Raw genomic sequence first — 23395 nt, forward strand, 5'->3', positions numbered from 1 at the left:
ATTTCCGGTTCACCGGAAATGCTCCAGGCGGGAGAACGGGATGGAGAGGTCGGCTCTGGAAGCGCGCGCCCGCGCGCTCATCGAGGCGGAGGCGGAGGTTTTTCGCGAGAGGCGGCCGCGCTCGGCGGCGGCGCATGACGAGACCCGCTCGGGCTTCTTCGACGGCGTGCCGCAGCACTGGATGCTCGACTGGCCGACGCCCTTCCCGGTGGTGATCGAGGAGGCGCACGGCGCCGAGCTCGTCGACATCGACGGCAACCGCATCGTCGACCTCTGCCTCGGCGATACCGGCGCGATGTTCGGCCATGGCCCCGCCCCCGTGCTGGAGGCATTGAAGAACGCCGGCACGCGCGGCCTCACCACCATGCTTCCCTCCTCCGATGCGCAGGCCGTCGGCCGTCTGCTGGTCGAGCGCTTCGGCCTGCCGCGCTGGCAGCTCGCGGCGACGGCGAGCGATGCCAACCGCTTTTCCATCCGCGTCGCCCGCGCCGTCACCGGCCGGGCGAAGCTCCTCGTCTTCGACGGCTGCTACCACGGCGCGGTGGACGACACGCTGGTCGACCTCATCGACGGGAAAACCGTCTCGCGCCGCAATCTGCTCGGCCAGGTGCGCGACCTCGGCGAGCTCACCGTCTCCATTCCCTTCAACGACGAGAAAGCCCTTGCCGCCGCACTCGCCTCGCACGAGATCGCCTGCGTGCTCGCCGAGCCGGTCATGACCAATTGCGGCATGATCCCGCCCGCTCCGGGTTTCCACGACGCGCTGCGCCGGCTCACCCGCGAAGCCGGCACGCTGCTCCTCATCGACGAGACGCACACGATCTCCACCGGCCTCGGCGGCTATACGAAGGTGCACGGCCTCGAACCCGACCTGATGGTGATGGGCAAGCCGATCGGCGGCGGCGTGCCCGTCAGCGTCTGGGGCATGACGCAGGAAATCTCCGACCGCCTGCACGTCATCCGCCGCGAGCAGAGCGGCCACGGCCATTCCGGCATCGGCACGACGCTCTCCGGCAGCGCGCTCCAGCTCGCCTGCCTGCGCGCCTGCCTCGAACACGTCATGACCGAGGAGGCCTACCGCACCATGCTCGCCCGCGCCGACCGAATCGAGGCGGGCTTCAAGGCGGCGATCGCCGATGCCGGGCTCGACTGGACGGTCAGCCGCGTCGGCGCGCGGCTCGAAGTGGTGTTTTCGCCCGAGCCGGTGAAGAATGCCGCCGAGGCGCGCGCGGCCGCTTCCGACACGATCGAGGCGGCGCTGCACCTCTCCATGCTCAATCTCGGCTACCTGCTGACGCCGTTCCACAACATGGTGCTCGTCAGCCCGGCGCTCACCGAGACGCAGGCGGACGGGCTGGTCGCGGCCTTCGCCGCCGTGCTCGGCCGGCTCGCCGAGCGGAGGGCCGCCGCGTGAGCCGCGACCTCGCCGCGCGGCCGGCGGCGGCCGCCGACATCGCCGAGGCCGAAGCCTTCCTCGCCGCCCATCCCGAGATTGACGCCTTCGATCTCGTGCTGATCGACCTCAACGGCATCGCCCGCGGCAAGATCGTCCGCCGCCACGAGCTCCTGCCGATCTTCCGCTCCGGCCGTCACCTGCCGGGCTCGATCCTCGGCCTCGACGTCACCGGCGAGGACGTGGACGAGACGGGCCTCGTCTGGGCCGACGGCGATGCCGACCGGCGCGCCTGGCCGGTCGCGGGCTCGCTGGTTCCGCTCCCCTGGACCTCGCCGCCGCGCGGCGAGGTACGCCTTTCCCTGTTCGAGCTCGACGGCAAGCCGATGGCGGCCGACCCGCGCCGTGCACTGGCGCGGCAGGTGGCGCTACTGGAAGCCGACGGTTTCCATCCCGTGCTCGCCTACGAACTGGAATTCTACCTGCTCGACCGCGTGCGCGGCGAGGACGGCGGCTTCCGGCCGCTCAGGCTGCCGCTTTCCGGCGAGCGGCCGAACGGCATCCAGGTCTACGGCGTCAGCGAGCTCGACCGGCTGGAGCCCTTCATCGACGCGGTCTATCGCGGCGCGGAGGCGCAGGGCCTGCCGGTGGAGACGATGATCTCCGAATATGCCGAGGGCCAGTTCGAGCTGACGCTGCGCCACGGTACGGCGCTGCGCGCCGCCGACGACCTCGCCATGCTGAAGCGGCTGATCCGGGCGCTCGCGGTGCGCCACGGCATGATGGCCTGCTTCATGGCAAAACCCTTCGGGGAGCGCGCCGGCTCCGGCATGCATGTCCATGCGAGCCTTGCGGACGCGGCCGGCGGCAACCTGTTCGCCGATGCGGGCGAGGAGCTCTCGCCGCTGCTCCGTCAGGCCGTCGCCGGCCTGCTCGCCACCATGGAGGAATCCATGCTGGTCTTCGCGCCGCATCTCAATTCCTGGCGGCGCTTCTCCGCCCAGAGCTATGCGCCGACGACGCCAAGCTGGGGGCGCAACAACCGCAGCGTCGCCGTGCGCATCCCCGCCGGCGCCCCGGCCGGCCGGCATCTGGAGCAGCGCGCCGCCGGCATCGATTCCAATCCCTATCTGGTCGGCGCGACGGTGCTCGCCGGCATGCGCAAAGGCATCCTCGAAAAGGCCGATCCCGGCCCGGAGACGACGGCCTATGCGGAGACCGGCAGCGACGCCCTGCCGCCCGACTGGCGCGGCGCCATCGAGACGGCCGCCCGCTCCTCTTTCCTGAAGGACGCGCTCGGCGCGCGGCTGCACCACGTCTTCCTCGCCTTGAAGCGGACGGAATATCGCCGCTTCAATGCGGAAGTCACGGCGCTCGAACGCTCGCTCTACGGCGAGGTCGTCTAAAAGCAATCGCGGCAAACGTGTGCGGGCGGTTTTGCGCAAGACGTTCTAGAGATCGCGGTGCAGGTTCTGGCGCGAGAGGTTCTTGACGTCGCGCTCGCCGCAGAGCGCCAGCGTGACGTCGAGCTCGCGGCGGATGATCTCCAGCGTCTGGCGCACGCCCGCCTTGCCGCCCGCCCCGAGGCCGTAGAGGAAAGGGCGGCCGATATGGGTGCCCTTGGCGCCGAGGCAGAGCGCCTTCAGCACGTCCTGGCCCGAGCGGATGCCGCCGTCGAGATGCACCTCGACCTTGCTGCCGACCGCATCGACGATGCGCGGCAGCATGCTGATCGACGACGGCGCGCCGTCGAGCTGGCGGCCGCCGTGGTTGGAGACGATGATGGCGTCGGCGCCGGTCGCAAGCGACATGCGCGCGTCTTCCTCGTCCAGAATGCCCTTGAGGATCAGCTTGCCGCCCCAGCGCTCGCGGATCCACTCGACGTCCTTCCAGGAGAGCTGCGGGTCGAACTGCTCGGCCGTCCAGGAGGAGAGCGAGGAGAGGTCCGTCACGCCCTTGGCATGGCCGACGATATTGCCGAAGGTGCGGCGCTTCGTGCCGAGCATGCCCATGCACCAGGCCGGCCGCGTCGCCATCTGCCAGATGTGCTTGGGCGTGAAGCGCGGCGGCGCGGAGAGCCCGTTGCGCAGGTCCTTGTGGCGCTGGCCGAGGATCTGCAGGTCGAGGGTGAGCACCAGCGCCGAGCAGCCGGCCGCCTTGGCGCGGTCGATGAGGTTGTAGACGAAGTCCTTGTCCTGCATCACGTAGAGCTGGAACCAGAACGGCTTCGTGGTGACGGAGCGCACGTCCTCGATCGAGCAGATGCTCATGGTCGAGAGCGTGAAGGGCACGCCGAATTCCTCGGCCACCTGCGCGGCCAGCATCTCGCCTTCCGGATACTGCATGCCGGTCATGCCCGTCGGCGACAGCGCCACCGGCATGGAGACCCTCTCGCCGATCATCTCGCTTGCGAGCGACCGGTTCGTCATGTCGACGAGCACGCGCTGGCGCAGCTTGATCTTGTGGAAGTCCTCCTCGTTCGCCCGGTAGGTGCCCTCCGTCCAGGCCCCGGAATCGGCATAGTCGAAGAACATCTTCGGCACGCGGCGGCGTGCGCGCTCCTTGAGATCGGCGATCGTCAGGCACTGGGTCAACGTCATGCTATCCTCACACTTCGGGCACGTGTCGCTGCCCGTCTTTTAAGGTCAGGTCGCATGAAATGGCAATCGCCATCTTGCCGCGCGGGGCGTGGATTTCCGTGTGAGGCGCTGCTCCTCACCTGCCTGCCGGCATCCTCTCCCCGCAGGCGGGGAGAGGAAGGATGGGCGTGCCGTTTTCCGCCTTCTCCCCGTTTACGGGGAGAAGGTCCCGGCAGGGGGATGAGGGGCGAATTCCACCCTCTCAGCCGGCGGCGTAGAACTTCGCCATTTCCGGCAGGCGCTTGACGCGGATGCCGGACGCCTTGCCGGCGGTGCGGAAGGCCTCGAAACGCTCCCGGCAGACCTCGGTCATGCGGGCGGTCGCCGGCTTCAGGTAGTTGCGCGGGTCGAAATTGTCCGGCTTCTCCTTGAAGTTCTTGCGGATCGTGCCGGTCATGGCGAGGCGCAGGTCGGTGTCGATATTGACCTTGCGCACGCCGAGCGGGATCGCCTTCTGGATCTCGGCGACCGGCACGCCCCAGGTCTGCTTCATCTCGCCGCCATAGGCGGTGAAGAGGTCCTGCAGGTCCTGCGGCACGGAGGAGGAGCCGTGCATGACGAGGTGCGTGTTCGGCAGCTTCGCGTGGATCTTGGCGATCGTCTCGATCGAGAGGATGTCGCCGTCCGGCGCGCGGGTGAACTTGTAGGCGCCGTGGCTGGTGCCGATGGCGACGGCGAGCGCGTCGACGCCGGTCTTGGTGACGAAGTCGAGCGCCTGGTCGGGGTCGGTCAGGAGGTCCTCGCGCGAGAGCTTGCCCTCGAAGCCGTGGCCGTCCTCCTTGTCGCCGGCGCCCGTCTCCAAGTTGCCGAGACATCCGAGCTCGCCCTCGACGGAGACGCCGGCGGCATGCGCGATCTTCACCACTTCGGCCGTCACGTCGACATTGTACTCGTAGCTCGCCACCGTCTTGCCGTCGGCGAGCAGCGAGCCGTCCATCATCACCGAGGTGAAGCCGTTGGTGATGGCGGAGATGCAGGTGGAGGGCTGGTCGCCGTGGTCGAGATGCAGGCAGACCGGGATGTGCGGATATTCCTCGGCCGCGCCGAGGATCAGGTGGCGCAGGAAGGCATCGCCCGCATAGGCGCGCGCACCGCGGCTTGCCTGCAGGATCACCGGCGAATCGGTCGCATCCGCGGCCCGCATGACCGCCTGGATATATTCCAGGTTGTTGACGTTGAATGCGGGCAGTGCGTAGTCGTTCTCCGCTGCGTGGTCGAGCAACTGCCGCATGGTGATCAATGCCATTCCTATCCTCCTTCGGATACATGCTATGTCGAGGCTGGCGGCACTATTCACGCATCATCCGGCATATGCAACAGGCCGCAGGGACCCCGTCCCGGGCAAAATCGATTAAATGCCGGGGCCGGGTCCGAAGTCCGTTCCAATTCAGATAAATAGGACTTTTTCCACCCGCCCGGAGGCGGGCCGCGGCGCGCTCAGTCCGCCTCGTCGGCATCCGGCGGCTGGAAGCCACCGCGCTCGCCGTTGACGATCTCGCGCTTGCCGACATGGTTGGCCGGGCCGACGAGGCCTTCCTTCTCCATGCGCTCGACCAGCGAGGCGGCGCGGTTGTAGCCGATGGCGAGCCGGCGCTGGATGTAGGAGGTCGAGCACTTGCGGTCGCGCATGACGACCTTGACGGCCTTCTCGTAGAGATCGTCGCCGTCTTCCGCCGCGATGTCGCCCTTGTCGAAGACCGCGCCGGACGCGGCGGGCTTCTCCTCCTCGTCCTCCTCCTCGTCGGCGGTGACGGTCTCCAGATAGTCCGGCCGGCCCTGCGCCTTCAGGTGCAGCACCACCTTCTCCACCTCCTCGTCGGAGACGAAGGGACCGTGCACGCGGGCGATGCGGCCGCCGCCGGCCATGTGCAGCATGTCGCCCTGGCCGAGGAGCTGCTCGGCGCCCTGCTCGCCGAGGATGGTGCGGCTGTCGATCTTCGAGGTCACCTGGAAGGAGATGCGGGTCGGGAAGTTCGCCTTGATCGTGCCGGTGATGACGTCGACGGAGGGGCGCTGCGTCGCCATGATCAGGTGGATGCCGGCCGCGCGCGCCATCTGCGCGAGGCGCTGGATCGCGCCCTCGATCTCCTTGCCGGCGACCATCATCAGGTCGGCCATCTCGTCGACGATGACGACGATATAGGCCATCGGCTCGAGGGAGAGGTCCTGCTCCTCGTGGATCGCCTCGCCCGTCCCCTTGTCGAAGCCGGTCTGGACGCTGATCGAGATCGTCTCGCCCTTCGCGCGGGCGGCGGCCACCCGGCTGTTGTAGCCGTCGATGTTGCGCACGCCGAGGCGCGACATCTTGCGGTAGCGGTCCTCCATCTCGCGCACCGCCCATTTCAGCGCCATGACGGCCTTCTTCGGATCGGTGACGACGGGGGTCAGGAGGTGCGGGATGCCGTCGTAGATCGACAGTTCCAGCATCTTCGGGTCGACCATGATCAGCCGGCATTCCTCCGGACGGAAGCGGTAGAGCAGCGACAGGATCATGGTGTTGATGGCGACCGACTTGCCCGAGCCGGTGGTGCCGGCGACGAGCAGGTGCGGCATCTTCGCGAGCTCGGCGATCACCGGCTCGCCGCCGATGGTCTTGCCGAGGCAGATCGGCAGCTTGAAGCCGGTCTTCGCGAAATCCTGGCTCTCGATCATCTCGCGGAAATAGACGGTCTCGCGCGTCGCGTTCGGCAGCTCGATGCCGATGACGTTGCGGCCGGGCACGACCGCGACGCGGGCCGACAGCGCCGACATCGAGCGGGCGATGTCGTCGGCAAGGCCGATGACGCGGGACGACTTGACGCCCGGCGCCGGCTCGAACTCGTAGAGGGTGACGACGGGGCCGGGGCGGACGTGGATGATCTCGCCGCGGACGCCGAAATCCTCCAGCACGCTTTCGAGCAGGCCGGCATTCTGCTCGAGCTGCTCCTGCGTCAGCACGAAGCCGACGGTGCGGGGCGGCTCCTGCAGCAGCTCGCGCGGCGGATATTCGTAGGCCTCGCCGCTTGCGGCCGGCGCCGCCGTGCTGACCTGGAAGGGCCGCGAGCGGGAAAGGACGGACGGCGCGCTTTCCCGCGCCGCCGGCTCGGCGACGACGGGTGCGGGTGCTGCGGGCTGCGCCGGCTCGGCCCTGGCTTCGGGTTCGACGACGACGGCCGGCGTCTCGACCGGCGCCGGCTCGGCCGCGACGGTTTCGGCTTCCGGCTGTCGTGCCTGCGCGGGGCGGCACTCCACGACGCGGAAGAGGGCGGCGATCGACGGCGGCTCGTCCCGCCGCTCCGCCAGCGGCACGGGCCGCGGTGCGGCCGCCGGCGCCGGGGGCGCGATGCGCGCCGGGATGGCGGCGACCGCAGGAAGAGGCCGTTCCTCGGCGATCCCGTCCGGGATCAGCGTTTCCCAGAAGGCATGATCGGAAAGATGGGCGAAGCGGCCGACGGCGGTGCGGGCATCGGCGGCCGCCGGTGCCGCCGGCGCGGGTGCCGGAGGAGGCGCCGTCGGTTCGACCGCGACGGCCGGCGGCGGCGCGGCGGGGGCGGCCTGCTGCTGTATCTCGAAGCGGTGGCGGCGCTCCTCGAGGGCCGCGCGCAGACGCTGCAGCAGATCCGATTCGGAGGGCAGCGCGGGCGCGGGTTCGGCCGGCGGCGGGGCCTCGGCGACCGGCTCCTCGGCGCGGGCCGATGCCTTGTCCGGCGTGCGGGTGAAGCGCACGTTCGGCGCCATGTAGAAATGGCTCTCCCAGCTTCCGTCGGCGAACCGGCCGGGATCGTAGCCCTTCAGCACCGGCGAGCGGAAGCGCGGCCGGTAGTCGTCGTTGGCAACGGGCGGCGCCCCGGTTGCCTCGTCTTCCTGCAACGCATTGTTTTCATCGGGAAAATACGACCCGCGGCCGTCGTCGTCCTCCTCGTTCTCGAGCACGGGATAGAAGTTCGTTCTGGAAATACGCATGGACCTTCAACACGACGATCATTGCCGACAGGGGGTGACGTAGATGGTTAGAAAAGGAAGGTTAACAATGTCTTTGGACGGCCGCGAAATCGCGTGCGGCGGACCCGTCCGGCGCTGCCCGGAATCGCGAAGCCGAGCGTCCACCTGTCGCCGAGGATGCGGTCGCGCTCGGGCGGGTCGAAGCGCTCGAAACCGCCGTCGGGATAGAGCGTCAGCTCGCCGACCCGCACCCAGTCCCTGCCGGCATAGAGATCGACGCGAAGGAAATCGAAGCCCCGGGCGATCGTTCCGGCGATGCGCAGCATCTCGTCGAGCTGCGCCGGTCGGGCAAGGTCGCCGGGATAGGCCGGCAGGTAGTCGGGGTCGCGCACCTGCAGCCTCACCCAGTCGGGCGAGTAGGTGCAGATATAGTCCTCGCCGCCGGCATTGAGCTCCACCTCGATGTGCGAGACCACGCCGTCGAAGGTGAAGAGCCGGTAGTCCCAGGGCACGTCGCCGTCGACCAGCAGCATGGCCTCGACGATGATCCGCGGCTCGACGCCGCCATAGGCCCATTCCCGGTTGTAGCTGGCGTGGTCGATCGCCAGCCAGGCCGGACCGGGATCGTCCCGCAGCAGCTCGGCGACGTCCTCGCGCGTGTGCAGGAAGCGGCCGTGCCCGCTCGCATGGGTCGGCTTGACGACGGCCGGCAGCGGCACGGCCTCCCAGTCGACGGCGGCGAGGTCCGTGCCGGTCCAGTAGGTGGGCACGACGTGGCGCTCGCCGACCCGCGCGGCGATGAACGCCTTGGCGCGCGCCTTGTCGACGAGCGTGACGTAGAGCGGGTTGCGGTCGTAGAGCTTGCGGGCCTGGACCTTCTCGCAGAAGGTCTTCGGATGGTCGATATCCGGCCAGACGCCCTTGATGAGGCGATATTTCAGCATCAGGTAAGGCTTGTCCGGCAGCGGCCTGATGAGGCGCCAGACGAGACGGCGGAACAGTTCCTTGAATGTCCGCTCGCGGCGGCCGGGAGCAGGGAACATCTCCTTGCGGACCTGTCTTTCCATTGCTGCTCCTGACCGATTTCCTTCGCCTTTCCCAACAAATGCAGCGTTTTATTTAATTCAAAGTTATCTTTTCGTGGGAAAACGGCACATGGCCAGCGTCCTCGGTTCATCCCTGCTCAATCTTGCCGCGACCTCCGTGTCGCTCGCGGCCGGCTTCCTCGTCAGCGTCATCAACGCCCGCCTGCTCGGCCCCGCCGGGTCGGGCGCGGTCGCCTATGCGCTGTGGCTGGTGATCTGCGCGGCGGCGATTGCCGACCTCGGCCTGCCGCAGACCGTGCTGCGTTATGTCGCGGCGCTTGAGGGCGCGCGCGAGGCGGCCTGGAAGCCGATGGTCCGCCGCGCCTTCTCGCTGTTCCTGCGCGGCGTCGCGCTGGTCTTCCTGCTCTTCCTCGCAAACGTCGCCTTCCACTGGGAGGCGGGCGCGGTGCCGTGGCTGTGGATCGCCGCCGCCGTGCTCTTCCTCGCCTATGCCCTGTCGGCCTTCTCCGTGGCCGCCGCGCGCGGCCGCGGCCTCTTCCGCGAGACGGCGGAGACGACGGTCGTCGGCAGCCTGCTGCAGGTGCCGGTCGTCTTCCTGGGCGCGCTTCTCCTCGGCCCCGCCGGCGCGCTCTTCGGCATGCTCGTGCGCTACCTGCCGCAGGCCTTCTGCCTGTTCCGCCACGTCGACCGCGCCGTCCCGGGCGATCCGGCGGCGCTGACGCCGGAAATGCGCCGCTACGGGCGCAGCATGTGGACGAGCGACGTGATCGACGTCGTGCTGGCGACGCGCATCGAATATGTCGTGGTCGGCTATTTCCTCGCCGATGCCGAGATCGGCTATTTTGCGGCGGCCGTCGTCTTCGCCGGCCTCGTCGGCCAGCTGACGGTCCAGCTCTCGCCGGCCTTCCTCGTCGGGCTCGCCTCCAGGCGGACGGAGGCGGAGACGCCCGAGGCGGAGGGCGAGCTCTACCGCAACACCACGCGCCTGGCGGCGCTGCTGATCATGCCGCTCGGCATCGGCGGCGCGGCCATCGTCCCGCCGCTCGTGCCGCTCGTCTTCGGCGAGGCGTTCTCGCCCGCCGCCGGCGCGGCGGCGCTCTTCATGCTTGCCGCGGTGCCGGCCGGGCTTTCGGTGGTGCCCTGGGCCTATCTCGCCGCGCACGAGCACGGCCGCGACGTGATGCGCCTGACGCTCGTTTCCGCCCTTCTCACCCTGGTCGCGCTCGTCGCCGTCGTGCCGGTGGCCGGCGTTCTCGGCGCCGCCGTCGTGCGCCTCGTCTCCGAGATATTCGCCTTCGGCCTCTTCGTCCGGTCCGTGCGCGTCCACGGGGGCCCGCCGCTGCCCTGGGGCGTGCTGGCGCGCACGCTCGCCGCCGCGCTCCCGTGCGGGGCCTGTGCGTTCCTCCTGAGCTGGGCGATGCCCGGTGTCGGCGGGATCCTGCTGGCGATCCTTGCGGGCGCGCTGGTCTTCGTCCTCGCCGTGCGCACGCTCGGCCTGATCGGCGTCGACGAGGCCGGGCGCCTGGCCGAGATCGTGGAAGAGCGCCTGCCGGGCGGCCTGCGCCCCCTCGCCCGCCATCTTGCGGGCCTCGTCTGCGCGGCACCCGCCCGCAGCGGCTGATCAGGACGGCAGGACGGTGGCGAGCGTCCTCCGGGCGACCTCCTCCCAGGTCAGGATGTCCTCGTGATAGGCGTCGCGGTGCGGCATGGCGAGCGCGCGGTCGAGGATCGCCCGCCAGTCGTTCTCCCCGCCGAGCCGGTAGGTCACCTCGTTCCCGCGCGAGACGGGAATGATGTCGGGAAGCACGACGGGCAGCCGGCAATAGGCATATTGCAGGAGCTTGAGGCTCGACTCGGCGAGATAGACCTCGTCGCGCGCGACCCGGTAGGGCGCGAGCCCGAAATCCGCATGGCGGATATAGGCCGCCATGTCCTCGAAGCTGCGCTCGCCGTGCACCCTGACGTTGGGCAGGACGTCCCCCGCCCAGCGGATGCCGAAGAGATGGAAGGCGATCTCCGGCGCGGCCTCGGCCATGCGCTCGACGGCATCGCGGTCGAACAGCATGTCGCCGACCGCGATGGCGTTGCGGCTTTCCGGCGGATAGGGCGAGGCCGAGGCCCGGTCGAAGATCCCGGTGTCGATGCCCTGCGGCACGAAATGCACCCTGCCGCCGGGCGGCAGCATCGCGCCGAGCCTCTCGGAGGGCACGCAGACGCTGTCGAACCGGGCGATCGCCCGGCGTTCCGCGCGCACGAGGCTGGGGGCCGCGCCGATGCTGGCGAGGAGGTCGCGGCAGAAGTAGAGCGTCTTCGCCTGCGGGTTGAGGCGGCGCACGAGCGGCAGGAAGACGACGGGCGTGCCGCTCTCGATCACCACGACGTCCGCCGCGCGGATGCGGTCGGCGACGAAGGCGGGAAGCCAGCGGCCGTAGGCGGAAAAGAGCGGTGCCGCAAGCGCGTTGACCAGCCGGTTGCCGGTGCTGAAAGCGTGGACGGGCGGGAGATAGGCGCCGGCATGGAGGCCGGGCGCGACCTCGGCATAGCGGTTGTCCTGCGCGCGGCTCAGCGCCTCCAGCCGCGCCTTCTGCTTGAAGCGGCTGAGGCGGCTGTGGCCGAGCGTCGTGAAGAAGACCCGGTGGCCGGCGGCGGCCCAGCGGGCGGAGACGAAGTGGACGCTCGCCTTGCGGAAGCCGTCGAGGAAGACGTGCGAGGTGAGGACGACGATCGTCTTCGGCCGCATGCCCGGCCTACGCCTTCTCGGCCTGCACGGCCGCGGACGGCGGTACCGGCGGCTCGGACGGCACGTCGGGATTTCCCTCCGCCCGGTCGCGGTGCAGCGCGGCGCGGGCGAGCAGCATGAGCGTGACAGGCGTCGTCACGGTCACGAAGATGCCGATGAGGATCTCGTGCACCACCGGCCGGGTGGCGAGCACGGTGAAGAAGATCATCGAGGCCATGACGATGCCGCCCGTGCCCCAGCTCGTGCCGAGGGTCGGGGCGTGGATGCGCTCGTAGAAGGTCGGCAGGCGGACGAAGCCGATCGTGCCGATCACCGTCAGGCCGGCGCCGATGATCAGGAAGACCGAGACGAGGATGGCCGCCCAGGCGGGCAGGCCGGCGGCATGATCCAGCGGCGTCATTCGATCACCTCCCCGCGCATCAGGAACTTGGCGAGCGCCACCGTCGCCACGAAGCCGAGCATGCCGATGACCAGCGACGCCTCGAAATATACGACCTCGCCGGAGCGGATGCCGAACACCATGAGCAGCAGCATCGAGTTCACGTAGAGCGTATCGAGCGCCAGCACGCGGTCCTGCGCGCGGGGCCCGCGGAACATGCGGAAGACCGCGAGGCCCATCGCGGCCGCGAGCAGGAACTGCGCGATCGTGACCGACCAGAAGAGAATCGTGTGGCTCATGTGAAGATCTCCATCAGCAGCTTCTCGTAGCGGTTCTTGATCAGGTCCTGCCATTCCGCCTCCTCGACGAGGTCGAAGACGTGGATCAGCACCGTGCTGCTCAGCGAGTTGTATTCGAGCCAGGCGGTGCCGGGCGTGCTGGTGACGATGACGGCGAGGATCGCGAGCCCCGTCGGGTCCTTCAGGTCGAGGGGCACGGTGATGAAGTCGGAGCGGCGCTTGTGCCCGCCGCCGCCGAAGAGCAGCGAGACGACGGCGATGTTCGAGCGCACGATGTCGTAGAGCACGATGCCCAGGAGCTTCGGCAGGAGATGCCACTTGCGGATGCGCGGCTTGGAGGGCCGGAGCGCCGCCATGCCCCAGGAGGCGAAGACGGAGACGATGCTGCCGAGGATGAGCTGGCCGAGCGTGAAGCCGTTGAGGGCGAGCCACATGACGACGAGCGAGAGGCTGAGCAGCGGATAGGGCAGCATGTCAGTCGCCCTCCCCTGCCGTTGTCGTGGCGGCGGCCTCGCCGGCGCGGCGCGCGCCCGAGACGGCCTCGATGTAGCCCGCCGGGTGCTGGAGCGCGCGCACGGTCTCCTCCATGTAGGCCATGGCCGGCCCGGCCTTGACGGCGAGCATCAGCGTCAGCGCGAGCAGCACGAGCACGGGCGCCATCTCCATCACCAGCACCCGCGGCACGGTCCCCTCCATCGAGGCCCAGAAGGTGCGGATGCCGGCGCGCGTCATCGAGATGAGGGCGGCGAGGCCGGAAAGGATCATCAGCGCGACGATCCACCAGACCGGCGCGGGGATGGTCCCGCCCGATTGCACGCCCGCGCCGATCATGCCGGACAGCATGACGAACTTGGCGACGAAGCCGGAGAGCGGCGGCAGGCCGGAGAGCAGGATGCCGATGGCGGCGAAGCAGGTGCCGAGCACGGCGATCGTCGCCGGCATGGTGACGCCGACCTCGGTCTCCGGCTCCTCCTCGTCGGCGTCGCCGTAGGCCTCCATCGTCACGGCCAGCACCGAGGCGCCGGCGTCCTGGCCGCGCTCGACCAGCTCGATCAGCATGAAGAAGGCGCTGATCGTCAGCGTCGAAGAGACGAGGTAGAATAGCGCGCCGGCCGTGACCTCGCCGTTGCCGAGGCCGAGCACGGCGAGCAGCGTGCCGGAGGAGACGAGCACCGAATAGCTCGCCAGCCGTCCGAGCGCCTGCGAGGCGAGCACGCCGATCGTGCCGAAGAGGATGGTCGCCATGCCGCCGTAGAGCAGAACGTTGAGGCCGTGGCCGGCCGATTCCCCCTCGCCGAAGACGAGCAGCGACAGGCGCAGGATGACGTAGACGCCGACCTTGCTCATGATGGCGAAGACGCCGGCGACGGGCGCGGTTGCCGCGCTGTAGGCGCCCGGCAGCCAGAAGTTCAGCGGCCACATGCCCGCCTTGATGAGGAAGGCGACGCCGAGCACGCTGGCGCCCGCCTCGAGCAGCATGCGGCGGTCGGGGTCGAGCTCGCCGATGCGCAGCGCGAGATCGGCCATGTTCAGCGTGCCGACCGAGCCGTAGATCGTGCTGACGCCGATCAGGAAGCAGAGCGCGGCCACCAGGTTGACGGCGATGTAGTGCAGGCCGGCCTTGACGCGCATCGAGCCGGAGCCGTGCATCAGGAGGCCGTAGGAGGCGGCCAGCATCACCTCGAAGAAGACGAAGAGGTTGAAGAGGTCGCCCGTGAGGAAGGCGCCGTTGAGCCCCATCATCAGCAGCTGGAACAGGGTGTGGAAATGCGGGCCGGCCGCATGCCAGCGGGCGAGCGAGAAGACGAGCGCGGGGATCGAGAGCACCGAGGCGAGCACGAGCATCAGCGCGGAAAGCCGGTCGACGACGAGCACGATGCCGAACGGCGCCGGCCAGTTGCCGAGCAGGTAGACGCCCTGGAAGCCGGCCTCCGCGCCGGAGAAGCGCAGCAGGGTGATCGCGACGGCGGCGAGCGCCAGGCACGACAGCACGCTGACCATCGCCTTCAGCACGCGCTGCCGCTCGTCGAAGAACAGGAGGAACGCCCCCGCGACGAGCGGGATGAGGATGGGCGCGACGATGAGGTGTTGCATCCAGCCGTTCATTTCGGCTGCTCCCTGCCGTCGACGTGGTCGGTGCCGGTGAGCCCGCGGGCGGCGAGCAGGACCACGAGGAAGAGCGCGGTCGTCGCGAAGCCGATGACGATCGCCGTCAGCACCAGCGATTGCGGCACGGGATCGGCGAGCGCCGCGATGTCGACGCCCTCGCCGAGCAGCGGCGCGGCGTTGGACTTCACCCCGCCGACGCCGAAGATGAACAGGTTGACGGCATAGGACATCAGCGACAGGCCGATGATGACCTGGTAGGTGCGCGGGCGCAGGATCAGCCAGACGCCGGAGCCGGTCATGATGCCGATGGCGAGTGCCAGAACGAATTCCATCAGGCTTCCTCCGCCTTCGACGCCTCGATGGCGCGCACCCTATGGGTGCGGATGGACTGGTGGGCGAGCGCGATGAGGATCAGCACCGTCGCGCCGACGACGAGGGAGAACACCCCGAGATCGAAGAGCAGCGCGCTCGCTACCGGCGCCTTGCCGATCAGCGGCAGGTCCACGTAGCGCGCATGGCTGGTCAGGAACGGATAGCCGAGGAGCCAGGCGCCGACGCCGGTCGCGACCGCCAGGAGCAGCCCCGTCCCCATCCAGCGCAGCGGCAGCACGCGCAGCCGGTCCTCGGCCCAGCGCACGCCGCCGGCGAGATATTGCAGCAGGAAAGCGATCGCCATGGTGATGCCGGCCGCAAACCCGCCGCCCGGCAGGTCGTGGCCGCGCATGAAGATATAGACGGCGAAGGTGATCACGACCGGGAACATCCACTGCATGATGACCGAGGGCACGAGCAGGTAGTCGCGCACCGTGTCGCCGGCCGAGCGCTCCGGGCGCTCCGCGTCGAAGGCGTTCTGGATGAGCTGCTGCTCCGGCTTCTCGATCGAGTCGGGCGCGGGGCGGAAGCGGCGCAGGAGCGCGAAGACGGTGAGCGCCACGATGCCGAGCACGCAGATCTCGCCCATCGTGTCGAAGCCGCGGAAATCGACGAGGATGACGTTGACGACGTTGCGTCCGCCGCCCTCGGAATAGGCGCGCTCCAGGAAGTAGCTGGCGATGGCGTCCGGCACGGGCTGCTTCATGATCGCATAGGCGAAGACGAACATGCCGATGCCGCAGCCGACGGCGAGCAGGAAATCGCGGAAGCGGCGGCCGCGGGCGGCGAGCGCCACGCTGTTGTCGACCTTCTCCGAGCGCTTCGGCAGCCAGCGCAGCCCGAGCAGGATCAGCACCGTCGTGACGATCTCGACGAGGAGCTGGGTGATGGCGAGGTCGGGCGCCGACAGCCAGACGAAGGTGATGCAGGTCGAAATCCCCGCGCCGCCGAGCAGGACGAGGGCCGCGAGCCGGTGGTACTTCGCCTGGTAGGCGGCGCCGACGGCGCAGACCGAGCCGACCAGCCAGATCGCCGCGAAGACCGGGTCGACCTCGCCGAAGGCGGGCGGGCGCGGCGAGAAGCCGGAGATGTAGAGCGGCACGACGCCGGCCAGAAGCCCCGCCGTCGCCACGAGCCGCAGTTGCGGCTGGAGGTTGCGCGTGCCGAGGCGGCTTTCGAGCCAGCGCGCCCATTTCCACGACACGGTGACGAGCACGCGCTCGAAGATGCGCTGGCCGCGCAGGTGGCGGAAGAGCGGCGGCCCGTCGTCGCACCGGGCGAGATAGTCCTTCAGGACCGCGTAGAGGGCGATGCCGCCGACGAGCGCGATGGTGCTCATGATCAGCGGCGTGTTGATGCCGTGCCAGACGGCGAGGCTGTATTCCGGCGTGCGGTCCCCGAGCACGGAGACGACCGCCGTGTGCAGGAACGGCCCGATCGACATGCCGGGGATGATGCCGACGACGAGGCAGGCGAGCACCAGGAACTCGACGGGGAAGCGCATCCAGCGCGGCGGCTCGTGCGGTTCGGGCTTGGGCAGGTCGACGGGCGGCGGGCCGAAGAAGACGACGTGGATGAAGCGCAGCGAATAGGCCACGCTGAAGGCGCCGGCGAGCGTCGCCACATAGGGCAGGATGCGGTCGAGGAAGGAATCCGCGTGGGTCTCCACGGCCTCCGCGAAGAACATCTCCTTGGAGATGAAGCCGTTGAGGAGCGGCACGCCGGCCATGGCCGCGCTCGCCACCATGGCGAGGATCCCGGTGGCGGGAAGGTAGCGCAGGAGCCCGCTCAGCCGCCGCATGTCGCGCGTGCCGGTCTCGTGGTCGATGATGCCGGCGGCCATGAACAGCGAGCACTTGAAGGTGGCGTGGTTCATCATGTGGAAGATCGCCGCGACGGCGGCGACGGGGCTTCCGAGCGAGAGCAGCGTGGTGATGAGGCCGAGATGGCTGATCGTCGAATAGGCGAGCAGGCCCTTCAGGTCCTGCTGGAACATGGCGAAATAGGCGCCGAGCAGAAGTGTGCTGATGCCGGCGATGCCGACCAGCATGAACCATTCGTAGGTGCCCGACAGTGCCGGCCAGAGTCGGACCAGCAGGAAGACGCCGGCCTTCACCATCGTCGCCGAATGGAGATAGGCCGAGACCGGCGTCGGCGCGGCCATGGCGTTCGGCAGCCAGAAATGGAACGGCACCTGCGCGCTCTTCGTCAGCGCGCCGATGAGGATCAGCACCAGCGCGGTGAGATAGAGCGGGTGCGCCCTGATCCTGTCGCCGGCGGCCAGAACCGCGTCGAGGTCGTAGCTGCCGGCGATGTGGCCGAGGATCAGCAGGCCGGCCAGCAGGCAGAAGCCGCCGATCCCCGTCACCGTCAGCGCCATGCGCGCGCCGTCGCGGGCGGCCGCGTTGTGGTGCCAGTAGCTGATGAGCAGGAAGGAGAAGATGCTCGTCAGCTCCCAGAACACCGAGAGCAGGATGATGTTGCCGGACAGCACGATGCCGAGCATCGAGCCCATGAAGGCGAGCAGGAAGGAGAAGAAGCGCGGAACCGGGTCCTCCTCCGACATGTAGTAGCGCGCGTAGACGACGACGAGCAGGCCGATGCCGGTGATCAGCATCGTGAACAGCCAGGCGAGACCGTCCATGCGCAGCGTGAAGTCGAGGCCGAGCTGCGGCAGCCATTCCACCTCGAAGCGCACGGGCCCGCGCTTGACGGCGGGGTAGAGGAAGGCCGTCATGACGAGGCCGGCGAGGGCCACCACGCCGGACATGCGCGCGGCGAGCACGCGCGAATTCGTCCTCAACAGGGCGGCCGCGGCCAGGCTCCCCAGGAAGGGGAGACAGACCAGCAGCGCCAGTAGGGTTTCACCTGTCATCGTTTGATGGATCGCTTTCGAACGTCAGACTTCTGGTGCCGGGCACCGGATGCATCCCGTCCGCGAAGCCGGACGGGTTCAGGCCGCCGCTGCCGGTGGCGCACGGGCCCCGCCCGGCCGCTCGAAGCCCTGGCGACGCGCGACGTCGTCGAGCCGGGCGGCCGCGGCCGGTTCCCCGCGGTCCGCGACGACGGCGGTCTCCTGCGGAAGGCAGGCCGTGTCGGCAGCGCCGCCGCCTGCCGTCGCCACCTTGCCGGATGCCGCGCGCTTGCGGCATTCGCGCTCCTTGGCCGGAAGCTTGATGGCGGCGGCCTTGCGCAGGGCGTAACCCGGCGTCTGCCACGGCAGGACTGCGGCAGACTGACGCGGCAGGGCGCAGACGACGAGGAACAGGCAGGCGAAAGTGGCGCAGACGAGGCGGAACCGCCGATGGATCGGTCGATTCTGTTGGCCGGATCGCGCCAAATGCCGCCCCTTTCGTCCTCACGAGTCGCATTGATATTGTGTCGTCAGGACAATACGTTGGCCGGATCGGCGCTGTCCACCCGCTGGCATGAAACTTTTCCGAAAATCGCCCGCCGCAGGGCCGGAAGCCCCTCCGGCGCGCCCGCTTGGCCGCCCGGCGGCGGCGACTTGATGCGGCGGTGCTTTGCGCGCATTCTGTGCCGAGCGATTCGCACGTGCAGACCTGCTCCGCCGGGACCGAGGGTCCGGAGCGCAAGGTGCGCGCCCGCTGGGTGCCGATGTCGAGCTGTTGCGGCTCTCCAGCCAGTCCCGTGTTCCGGTCATGTCTCCCGTGCGCTGCGGCGCAAGGGTCCGGCGCACGGCATCACCCACTCTCGAACGAGGATAGACGATGACGGATGCGCGAAGGGAATGGATCAGCAAGCGGGCCTACACGCTCTGGGAAGAGGCGGGCCGCCCGCACGGCCGCGACGGCGAGCACTGGCAGCAGGCCGAGCGCGAGCGCGACGAGTTCGAGCGCGTCGCCCTTGCCACGCACGAGGGCAAGAAGGCCGCCAAGCCGGTGATCGAGCTTTCGCGCGCGGCGAAGGCCGCCAAGCCGAAGAAGGCCGTGGCCGACAAGGCGACGCCCGCCAAGGCGAAGGTGAAGGCCAAGGCGCCGGTCGAAGCCGCGCGCGGCGAGCCGCACTGACATCCGCCGCAAGCGGCGGGAAGCGAGGACAAGCGTTGCGTTCCATCTACCTGCTCGCCGGCTTCGCCCTGACGGCGGTCGGCATCACCGGCATCTTTCTGCCGCTCCTGCCGACGACGCCGTTCCTGCTCGCCGCCGCCTGGTGCTTCTCCCGCTCCTCGCCGCGGCTGGAGCAGTGGCTGCTCGATCACCGCACGTTCGGGCCGCCGCTGCGCGACTGGCGCCGCGACGGCGCCATCTCGGCGCGCGCGAAGACGATCGCCATCGTGCTGATGGCGGCGAGCTTCGCGTTCTTCCTCTACCGGGCCGACCCCTCGCCGCTTCTCGCCGGCGTCGTCGCGCTGATCCTCGGCCTGTGCAGCCTGTTCATCCTCACGCGGCCGCTGCCGAAATGAGCCGGGGCGATTCCAGCAGGAGCGCGTAGCGGTCTTGCCAAGAAACAGGCGTTCTAGCCGGCGTTTTTCGCGACGAGCTCGCGCTGCACCTCATCCTGGAAGGCGAAGACGGCGGCGCGCAGCTCCGCCTCGCTGCGGCCGAGCCGGCGCAGCTCCTCGGCAAGCTCGCGGCACACCCGCTGCCAATAGGTCCGCGCGGCCTCGCCGTTGAGCGAGTCGAGCTCGCTGGCGCAGCGGCGCACGTGGGCGGTGCGGCGGTCGGCCGGGAACGGCACGATGGTCTCGGGCAAAGGGCGGCGGCGCGCGGCCGGGGCATGTGAAGGCATCGAATCGGGCTTCCTGTTCGTCCGCCCATGATTAGGAAGCCTATGGTTAACGCCGGGTTTCCTCAGCCGTCCGCCGCCGGCCCGTCGAGGCCGAGCTCCTCGATCAGCGTGCGCTGGCGGAGCAGGCTGCGGGCGAGATAGGCGGTCTCCTGCGCGGCTGTCGCCTGCACGCTGCCGTTATGGGCGGCGGCGCCCAGCGCGTCGAGGATGCCGGCGATCTCCTTGCTGAGCCGGTGGAGCTCGGCAAAGCGCGGATCGGCGACGGCATCCGCAAGCCGCGCAGCCGTGACCCGGCCGATGCCGCGCGGCACGGCCGATCCGCCATCGCTGTAGCCCTCCGGCAGGTCGCCCTTGCGGTTGACGACGCGGCGATGGCGGATGACGTCGACAATCTGGTCCACCGCCTGACAGGCGCCGGCGACGCGGGAGGGATGGTCCGTGTCGGCCGCCGCGTGCGGCAGCAGCTCCAGCCGGCCGGGATGACGGTCCGCAAGCGCGATATAGGGCACCATCGGGCCGCTCAGCGCGCCGCTCGCCTCGTCCCGGAAGAGATCGGCGTCGATCGCCGCGTGCCGCACCCTTCCCGACGCGAGCGCCCGGTCGAGCGCCTCGGCGTCCACCACCTCGCCCCGGTCGTAGTTGACGAGCACTGCGCCGGGCCGCAGCGCGCCGAGGACGGCGTCGCCGACGAGGCCGGCATTGGCGTGGCGGCCGGTCTCGGGATCGAGCCGGCCGAGGCCGACATGGACGGAGAGCACGTCGGCCCCCTCGGCCGCGACGATCGGCGTTTCGGCGAAGACGAGGCCCTCCGCCTCGATCCAGGCGCGATGGCGCGGCCGGGCATGGACGGTGACGCGCATGCCGAAGGCGCGGGCGAGCCGCGCCACCTCGCGGCCGATATTGCCGTAGCCGAGCACGGCCATGGTCCGGCCCTCCAGCTTGGCGGTCGGATAGTCCTTGAGGTCGCGGCCGGTGTCGAAGCCGCCTTCCGACACGCGCCGGTGCAGTTCCTCCACCGACAGGTCGGGCAGGACCCTGAGGATCGCCTTCATCACCATCTGCGCGGTCGCCCGGCTGTTGATGCCGGGCGTGTTCATAAGCGGTGCTTTACCGCCCTCGCCGTTGCCGCCGCCCCAGGAGGCCGAGCCCATGTTGCCGGTGCCGGCGCCGATGCGCACGCCGCCGAGCGGGAAGACCGCGTCCTTCGGGATGAAGGTGGCGGCGGCGATCAGCGCGTCGTAGCGGCCGTCCCCGGCGGCCGCGAGGATCTCGGCCTCGGTCGAAAGATGCGGACAGTAGAAGAAATGAATGCGGCCCGTCTCCAGCCTCTCGCCCGCATGGGGGCCGTCGTGGAAGACCTCGCCCTTCTCCTCGATATGGGCCTTGACCTCGCCGTGGTCCGGCTTGCCGTCGGCGCCGAAGCGCAGGCCGACGAGATCGGCGATCAGCACCTTCCAGGCACGGCTCTCCCCTTCCGCGCTTTCGTTCGACGCGGTTTCGCGCTCAGCCATGACGATCCTCCTCCTTCACCGCCTCCATTTCCGTAGGCGACTTTTGCGGGCAGGGCAACGCGGCAGTCTTGCTCCCTTCGGAAATAGCGCGATACAAAGGCGGCACAAGAGGATAGCCATGGCCGACCGCCCCTTCACCGTCATCGAGAACGAATGGATCACCCTTGCCGACGGCACCCGGCTTGCCGCGCGCATCTGGATGCCGGAGGGGGCGGAGGCGGACCCGGTGCCGGCCGTCCTCGAGTTCCTGCCCTATCGCAAGCGCGACGGCACGAGCCCGCGCGACGAGTCGACCTATCCGGTCTTCGCGGCGGCCGGCATCGCCGGGGTGCGCGTCGACATCCGCGGCTCGGGCGAATCCGACGGCGTGATCGACGGCGAGTACACGCCGCTGGAGCTCGCCAACGCCTGCGAGCTGATCGCCTGGATCGCCGCGCAGCCCTGGTCGAACGGCGCGGTCGGCATGATGGGTATCTCCTGGGGCGGCTTCAACTGCCTGCAGGTGGCGGCGCTGAAGCCTCCGGCGCTGAAGGCGGTGATCTCGATCGCCTCCACCGTCGATCGCTACAACGACGACATCCACTACAAGAACGGCACGCATCTCTCCGCCCAGCTCTCCTGGGCGGCGACCATGCTCGCCTACCAGTCGCGCGCGCCCGACCCCGCGCTCGTCGGCGAGCGCTGGCGCAAGATGTGGCTCGCGCGGCTGGAGAACGAGCCGTTCTTCCTGGAGGAATGGCTCGAGCACCAGCGCCGCGACGCCTTCTGGAAGCACGGCTCGATCTGCGAGGACTTTACGGGCTTCCCCGTCCCCGCCCTCGTCATCGCCGGCTGGGCGGACGGCTATCGCAGCACGCCGCTCAAGGCCGTCGAGGGGCTGGGCGACAGGGCCAAGGCGATCGTCGGGCCCTGGATCCACAAGTACCCGCATTTCGCCTGGCCGAAGCCGCGCATGGATTTCCACGCCGAGGCCATCGACTGGTGGAACCGCTGGCTGCGCGGCGAGGACAACGGCGCGGAGAAGAAGCCGCAGGTGCGCGCCTATATCCAGGAGGCCGCGCGGCCGGCGCTGCGCCGCGAATCCGATCCCGGCTTCTGGATCGCCAAGGACAGATGGGAGGCGCCGGAGATGGCGACCTTCTACGTCGAGCAATACGGCGCGCTCGTGCCCGGCATGCCGATCGCCAGCGCGGCGGGCCACGACCGTTATCTGAAGTCGCCGCTCGACACCGGCATCATGGCCGGCGAATGGTTCACGCTGAAGCCGGATGCGGAACTGCCGCTCGACCAGCGGCCGGACGATGCCGGCTCGCTCGTCGTCGAGACGGCGCCGCTCGCCGACGCCCTGGACTGCCTCGGCCAGCCGGCGCTGGAGCTCGACGTGGCGACGGAGGCGCCGACCGCCAATCTCTGCGCCCGCATCGTCGACGTGCATCCCGACGGCACGGCGACGCGCGTCACCTTCGGCGTCGTGAACCTCGCCCATCGCGACGGCAACGAGGAACCCAAGGCGATGCCCAGGGGTGGGAAGGTCCGCGTCCGCCTCGTGCTCGACGCGATGGGCTACCGTTTCCGCGCCGGGCATCGCATCCGCCTGTCGCTGTCGACGTCCTACTGGCCGATGGTGCTGCCGCCGCCCATGGATGCCGGCGTGACGATCGATCTCGCCGCGCTGGGTCTCGCCCTGCCGAAGCTCGGCGCGCATCGGGTGGTTTCCGTGCCGGAGCCGGAGAACCCCGATCCGCTGCCGAGATATGTCGAGCTCGCGCCCCCGGAGACGGCGCGCGGCGTGGAGCGCGACCTGACGAACGGCCTCACCGAATACACGATCTACGAGGACAGCGGCCTTTTCGAGCATCCCGGCACGGGCCTTGCCACGCGGGAGGTGCGCGACGAGCTCTGGTCGATTGCCGCGGACGATCCGCTGTCGATGACCGGCACGGCGACCTGGACCTGCGAGATGCAGCGGCCCGGCTGGTCCGTGCGCACGCTCTCGACCGCGAGCATCGCCTGCACGGCGACCGACTGGCTGATCTCCGCCCACGTGCGCGCCTACGAGGGCGAGACGGAGATCTTCGGGAAACGGTTCGAGAAGATGGTACCGCGGGACTTCATGTAGACCCGCGGAACCCGGTGGGCGTCGCCTCACCCCCCTCTGCCCTGCCGGGCATCTCCCCCTCAAGGGGGGAGATCGGCAAGAGGCAAAAACCTTGCTCAAACCGCAGCGTTTCAGA

Annotated in this window: 19 protein-coding genes and 1 pseudogene; 6 read left to right on the plus strand and 14 right to left on the minus strand. The window is 69.4% G+C overall.

Annotated elements, in window-relative coordinates; translation table 11 throughout:
• Positions 1-40 precede the first annotated feature (40 nt).
• Positions 41-1414: an aspartate aminotransferase family protein gene (locus NNZ72_RS14800; protein WP_257316124.1), complete on the plus strand. Its 1374-nt coding sequence runs from the start codon at positions 41-43 to the stop codon at positions 1412-1414.
• Positions 1411-2799, plus strand: a complete 1389-nt coding sequence (locus tag NNZ72_RS14805) for a glutamine synthetase family protein (RefSeq protein ID WP_257316125.1) — start codon at positions 1411-1413, stop codon at positions 2797-2799. Before NNZ72_RS14800 ends, NNZ72_RS14805 begins: the two co-directional genes overlap by 4 nt.
• Before the next feature lie 45 nt (positions 2800-2844).
• Here NNZ72_RS14805 and NNZ72_RS14810 read toward each other — a convergent pair whose 3' ends face one another.
• The 4 genes from NNZ72_RS14810 to NNZ72_RS14825 form a co-directional block, all read right to left on the minus strand.
• Positions 2845-3993 (minus strand): alpha-hydroxy acid oxidase, encoded by a 1149-nt coding sequence (locus NNZ72_RS14810; RefSeq protein WP_257316126.1) that lies wholly within the window; start codon positions 3991-3993, stop codon positions 2845-2847.
• Positions 3994-4234: 241 nt separating this feature from the next.
• A complete protein-coding gene (gene fba, locus NNZ72_RS14815) occupies positions 4235-5278 on the minus strand; it encodes a class II fructose-bisphosphate aldolase (RefSeq protein ID WP_257316127.1) in 1044 nt (347 codons plus the stop codon).
• Between the two features lie 191 nt (positions 5279-5469).
• Positions 5470-7974, minus strand: coding sequence for a DNA translocase FtsK (locus NNZ72_RS14820; protein ID WP_257316128.1), 2505 nt, complete (start codon positions 7972-7974; stop codon positions 5470-5472).
• A gap of 47 nt (positions 7975-8021) precedes the next feature.
• Entirely contained in the window at positions 8022-9020 is a 999-nt protein-coding gene (locus NNZ72_RS14825; RefSeq protein WP_257316129.1) for an ATP-grasp fold amidoligase family protein, read from the minus strand.
• Between the two features lie 88 nt (positions 9021-9108).
• On the opposite strand from NNZ72_RS14825, the gene NNZ72_RS14830 reads away from it, so the two are divergent.
• A complete protein-coding gene (locus NNZ72_RS14830; protein WP_257316130.1) occupies positions 9109-10620 on the plus strand; it encodes a lipopolysaccharide biosynthesis protein in 1512 nt (503 codons plus the stop codon).
• On the opposite strand, the gene NNZ72_RS14835 is transcribed toward NNZ72_RS14830, so the two are convergent.
• The 8 genes from NNZ72_RS14835 to NNZ72_RS14870 form a co-directional block, all read right to left on the minus strand.
• On the minus strand, positions 10621-11739 hold the full coding sequence (locus NNZ72_RS14835) for a GumK N-terminal domain-containing glycosyltransferase (RefSeq protein ID WP_257316131.1): 1119 nt from the start codon (positions 11737-11739) through the stop codon (positions 10621-10623). It lies immediately after the preceding gene.
• Between the two features lie 7 nt (positions 11740-11746).
• Positions 11747-12139 (minus strand): monovalent cation/H(+) antiporter subunit G, encoded by a 393-nt coding sequence (mnhG, locus tag NNZ72_RS14840; protein ID WP_371747761.1) that lies wholly within the window; start codon positions 12137-12139, stop codon positions 11747-11749.
• Positions 12136-12417: a K+/H+ antiporter subunit F gene (locus NNZ72_RS14845; protein WP_257316132.1), complete on the minus strand. Its 282-nt coding sequence runs from the start codon at positions 12415-12417 to the stop codon at positions 12136-12138. Before NNZ72_RS14845 ends, mnhG begins: the two co-directional genes overlap by 4 nt.
• A complete protein-coding gene (locus NNZ72_RS14850; RefSeq protein ID WP_257316133.1) occupies positions 12414-12890 on the minus strand; it encodes a Na+/H+ antiporter subunit E in 477 nt (158 codons plus the stop codon). The genes NNZ72_RS14845 and NNZ72_RS14850 overlap by 4 nt, the downstream gene beginning before the upstream one ends.
• A 1-nt stretch (position 12891) precedes the next feature.
• Positions 12892-14523, minus strand: a complete 1632-nt coding sequence (locus tag NNZ72_RS14855; protein WP_257316134.1) for a monovalent cation/H+ antiporter subunit D — start codon at positions 14521-14523, stop codon at positions 12892-12894.
• Positions 14520-14858: a Na+/H+ antiporter subunit C gene (locus NNZ72_RS14860; RefSeq protein WP_257316135.1), complete on the minus strand. Its 339-nt coding sequence runs from the start codon at positions 14856-14858 to the stop codon at positions 14520-14522. The genes NNZ72_RS14855 and NNZ72_RS14860 overlap by 4 nt, the downstream gene beginning before the upstream one ends.
• Positions 14858-17773, minus strand: coding sequence for a monovalent cation/H+ antiporter subunit A (locus tag NNZ72_RS14865; RefSeq protein WP_257316136.1), 2916 nt, complete (start codon positions 17771-17773; stop codon positions 14858-14860). The genes NNZ72_RS14860 and NNZ72_RS14865 overlap by 1 nt, the downstream gene beginning before the upstream one ends.
• A gap of 78 nt (positions 17774-17851) precedes the next feature.
• The gene (locus NNZ72_RS14870) at positions 17852-18238 is read right to left on the minus strand and encodes a hypothetical protein (RefSeq protein ID WP_257316137.1); all 387 of its coding nucleotides are present in this window, start codon (positions 18236-18238) and stop codon (positions 17852-17854) included.
• 391 nt (positions 18239-18629) lie between these two features.
• On the opposite strand from NNZ72_RS14870, the gene NNZ72_RS14875 reads away from it, so the two are divergent.
• Positions 18630-18929: a DUF2934 domain-containing protein gene (locus NNZ72_RS14875; RefSeq protein ID WP_257316138.1), complete on the plus strand. Its 300-nt coding sequence runs from the start codon at positions 18630-18632 to the stop codon at positions 18927-18929.
• Positions 18930-18964: 35 nt separating this feature from the next.
• Entirely contained in the window at positions 18965-19324 is a 360-nt protein-coding gene (locus NNZ72_RS14880; RefSeq protein ID WP_257316140.1) for a YbaN family protein, read from the plus strand.
• Positions 19325-19377: 53 nt separating this feature from the next.
• Here NNZ72_RS14880 and NNZ72_RS14885 read toward each other — a convergent pair whose 3' ends face one another.
• Together NNZ72_RS14885 and NNZ72_RS14890 are read right to left on the minus strand one after the other, a co-directional pair.
• Positions 19378-19650 carry a DUF6074 family protein gene (locus NNZ72_RS14885; protein WP_257316141.1) on the minus strand — a complete coding sequence of 91 codons (273 nt, stop codon included), beginning with the start codon at positions 19648-19650 and terminating at the stop codon, positions 19378-19380.
• A 62-nt stretch (positions 19651-19712) separates the two neighbouring features.
• Positions 19713-21176 (minus strand): annotated as a pseudogene (locus NNZ72_RS14890) (NAD(P)-dependent oxidoreductase); the annotation flags it as partial.
• A 103-nt stretch (positions 21177-21279) separates the two neighbouring features.
• Here NNZ72_RS14890 and NNZ72_RS14895 point away from each other — a divergent pair.
• Positions 21280-23280 (plus strand): CocE/NonD family hydrolase, encoded by a 2001-nt coding sequence (locus NNZ72_RS14895; protein ID WP_257316143.1) that lies wholly within the window; start codon positions 21280-21282, stop codon positions 23278-23280.
• The last annotated feature ends 115 nt before the right edge of the window (positions 23281-23395 follow it).

Origin of the sequence: Shinella pollutisoli (assembly GCF_024609765.1) — a bacterium.
In the GTDB taxonomy this organism is placed as follows: Bacteria; Pseudomonadota; Alphaproteobacteria; order Rhizobiales; family Rhizobiaceae; genus Shinella; species Shinella pollutisoli.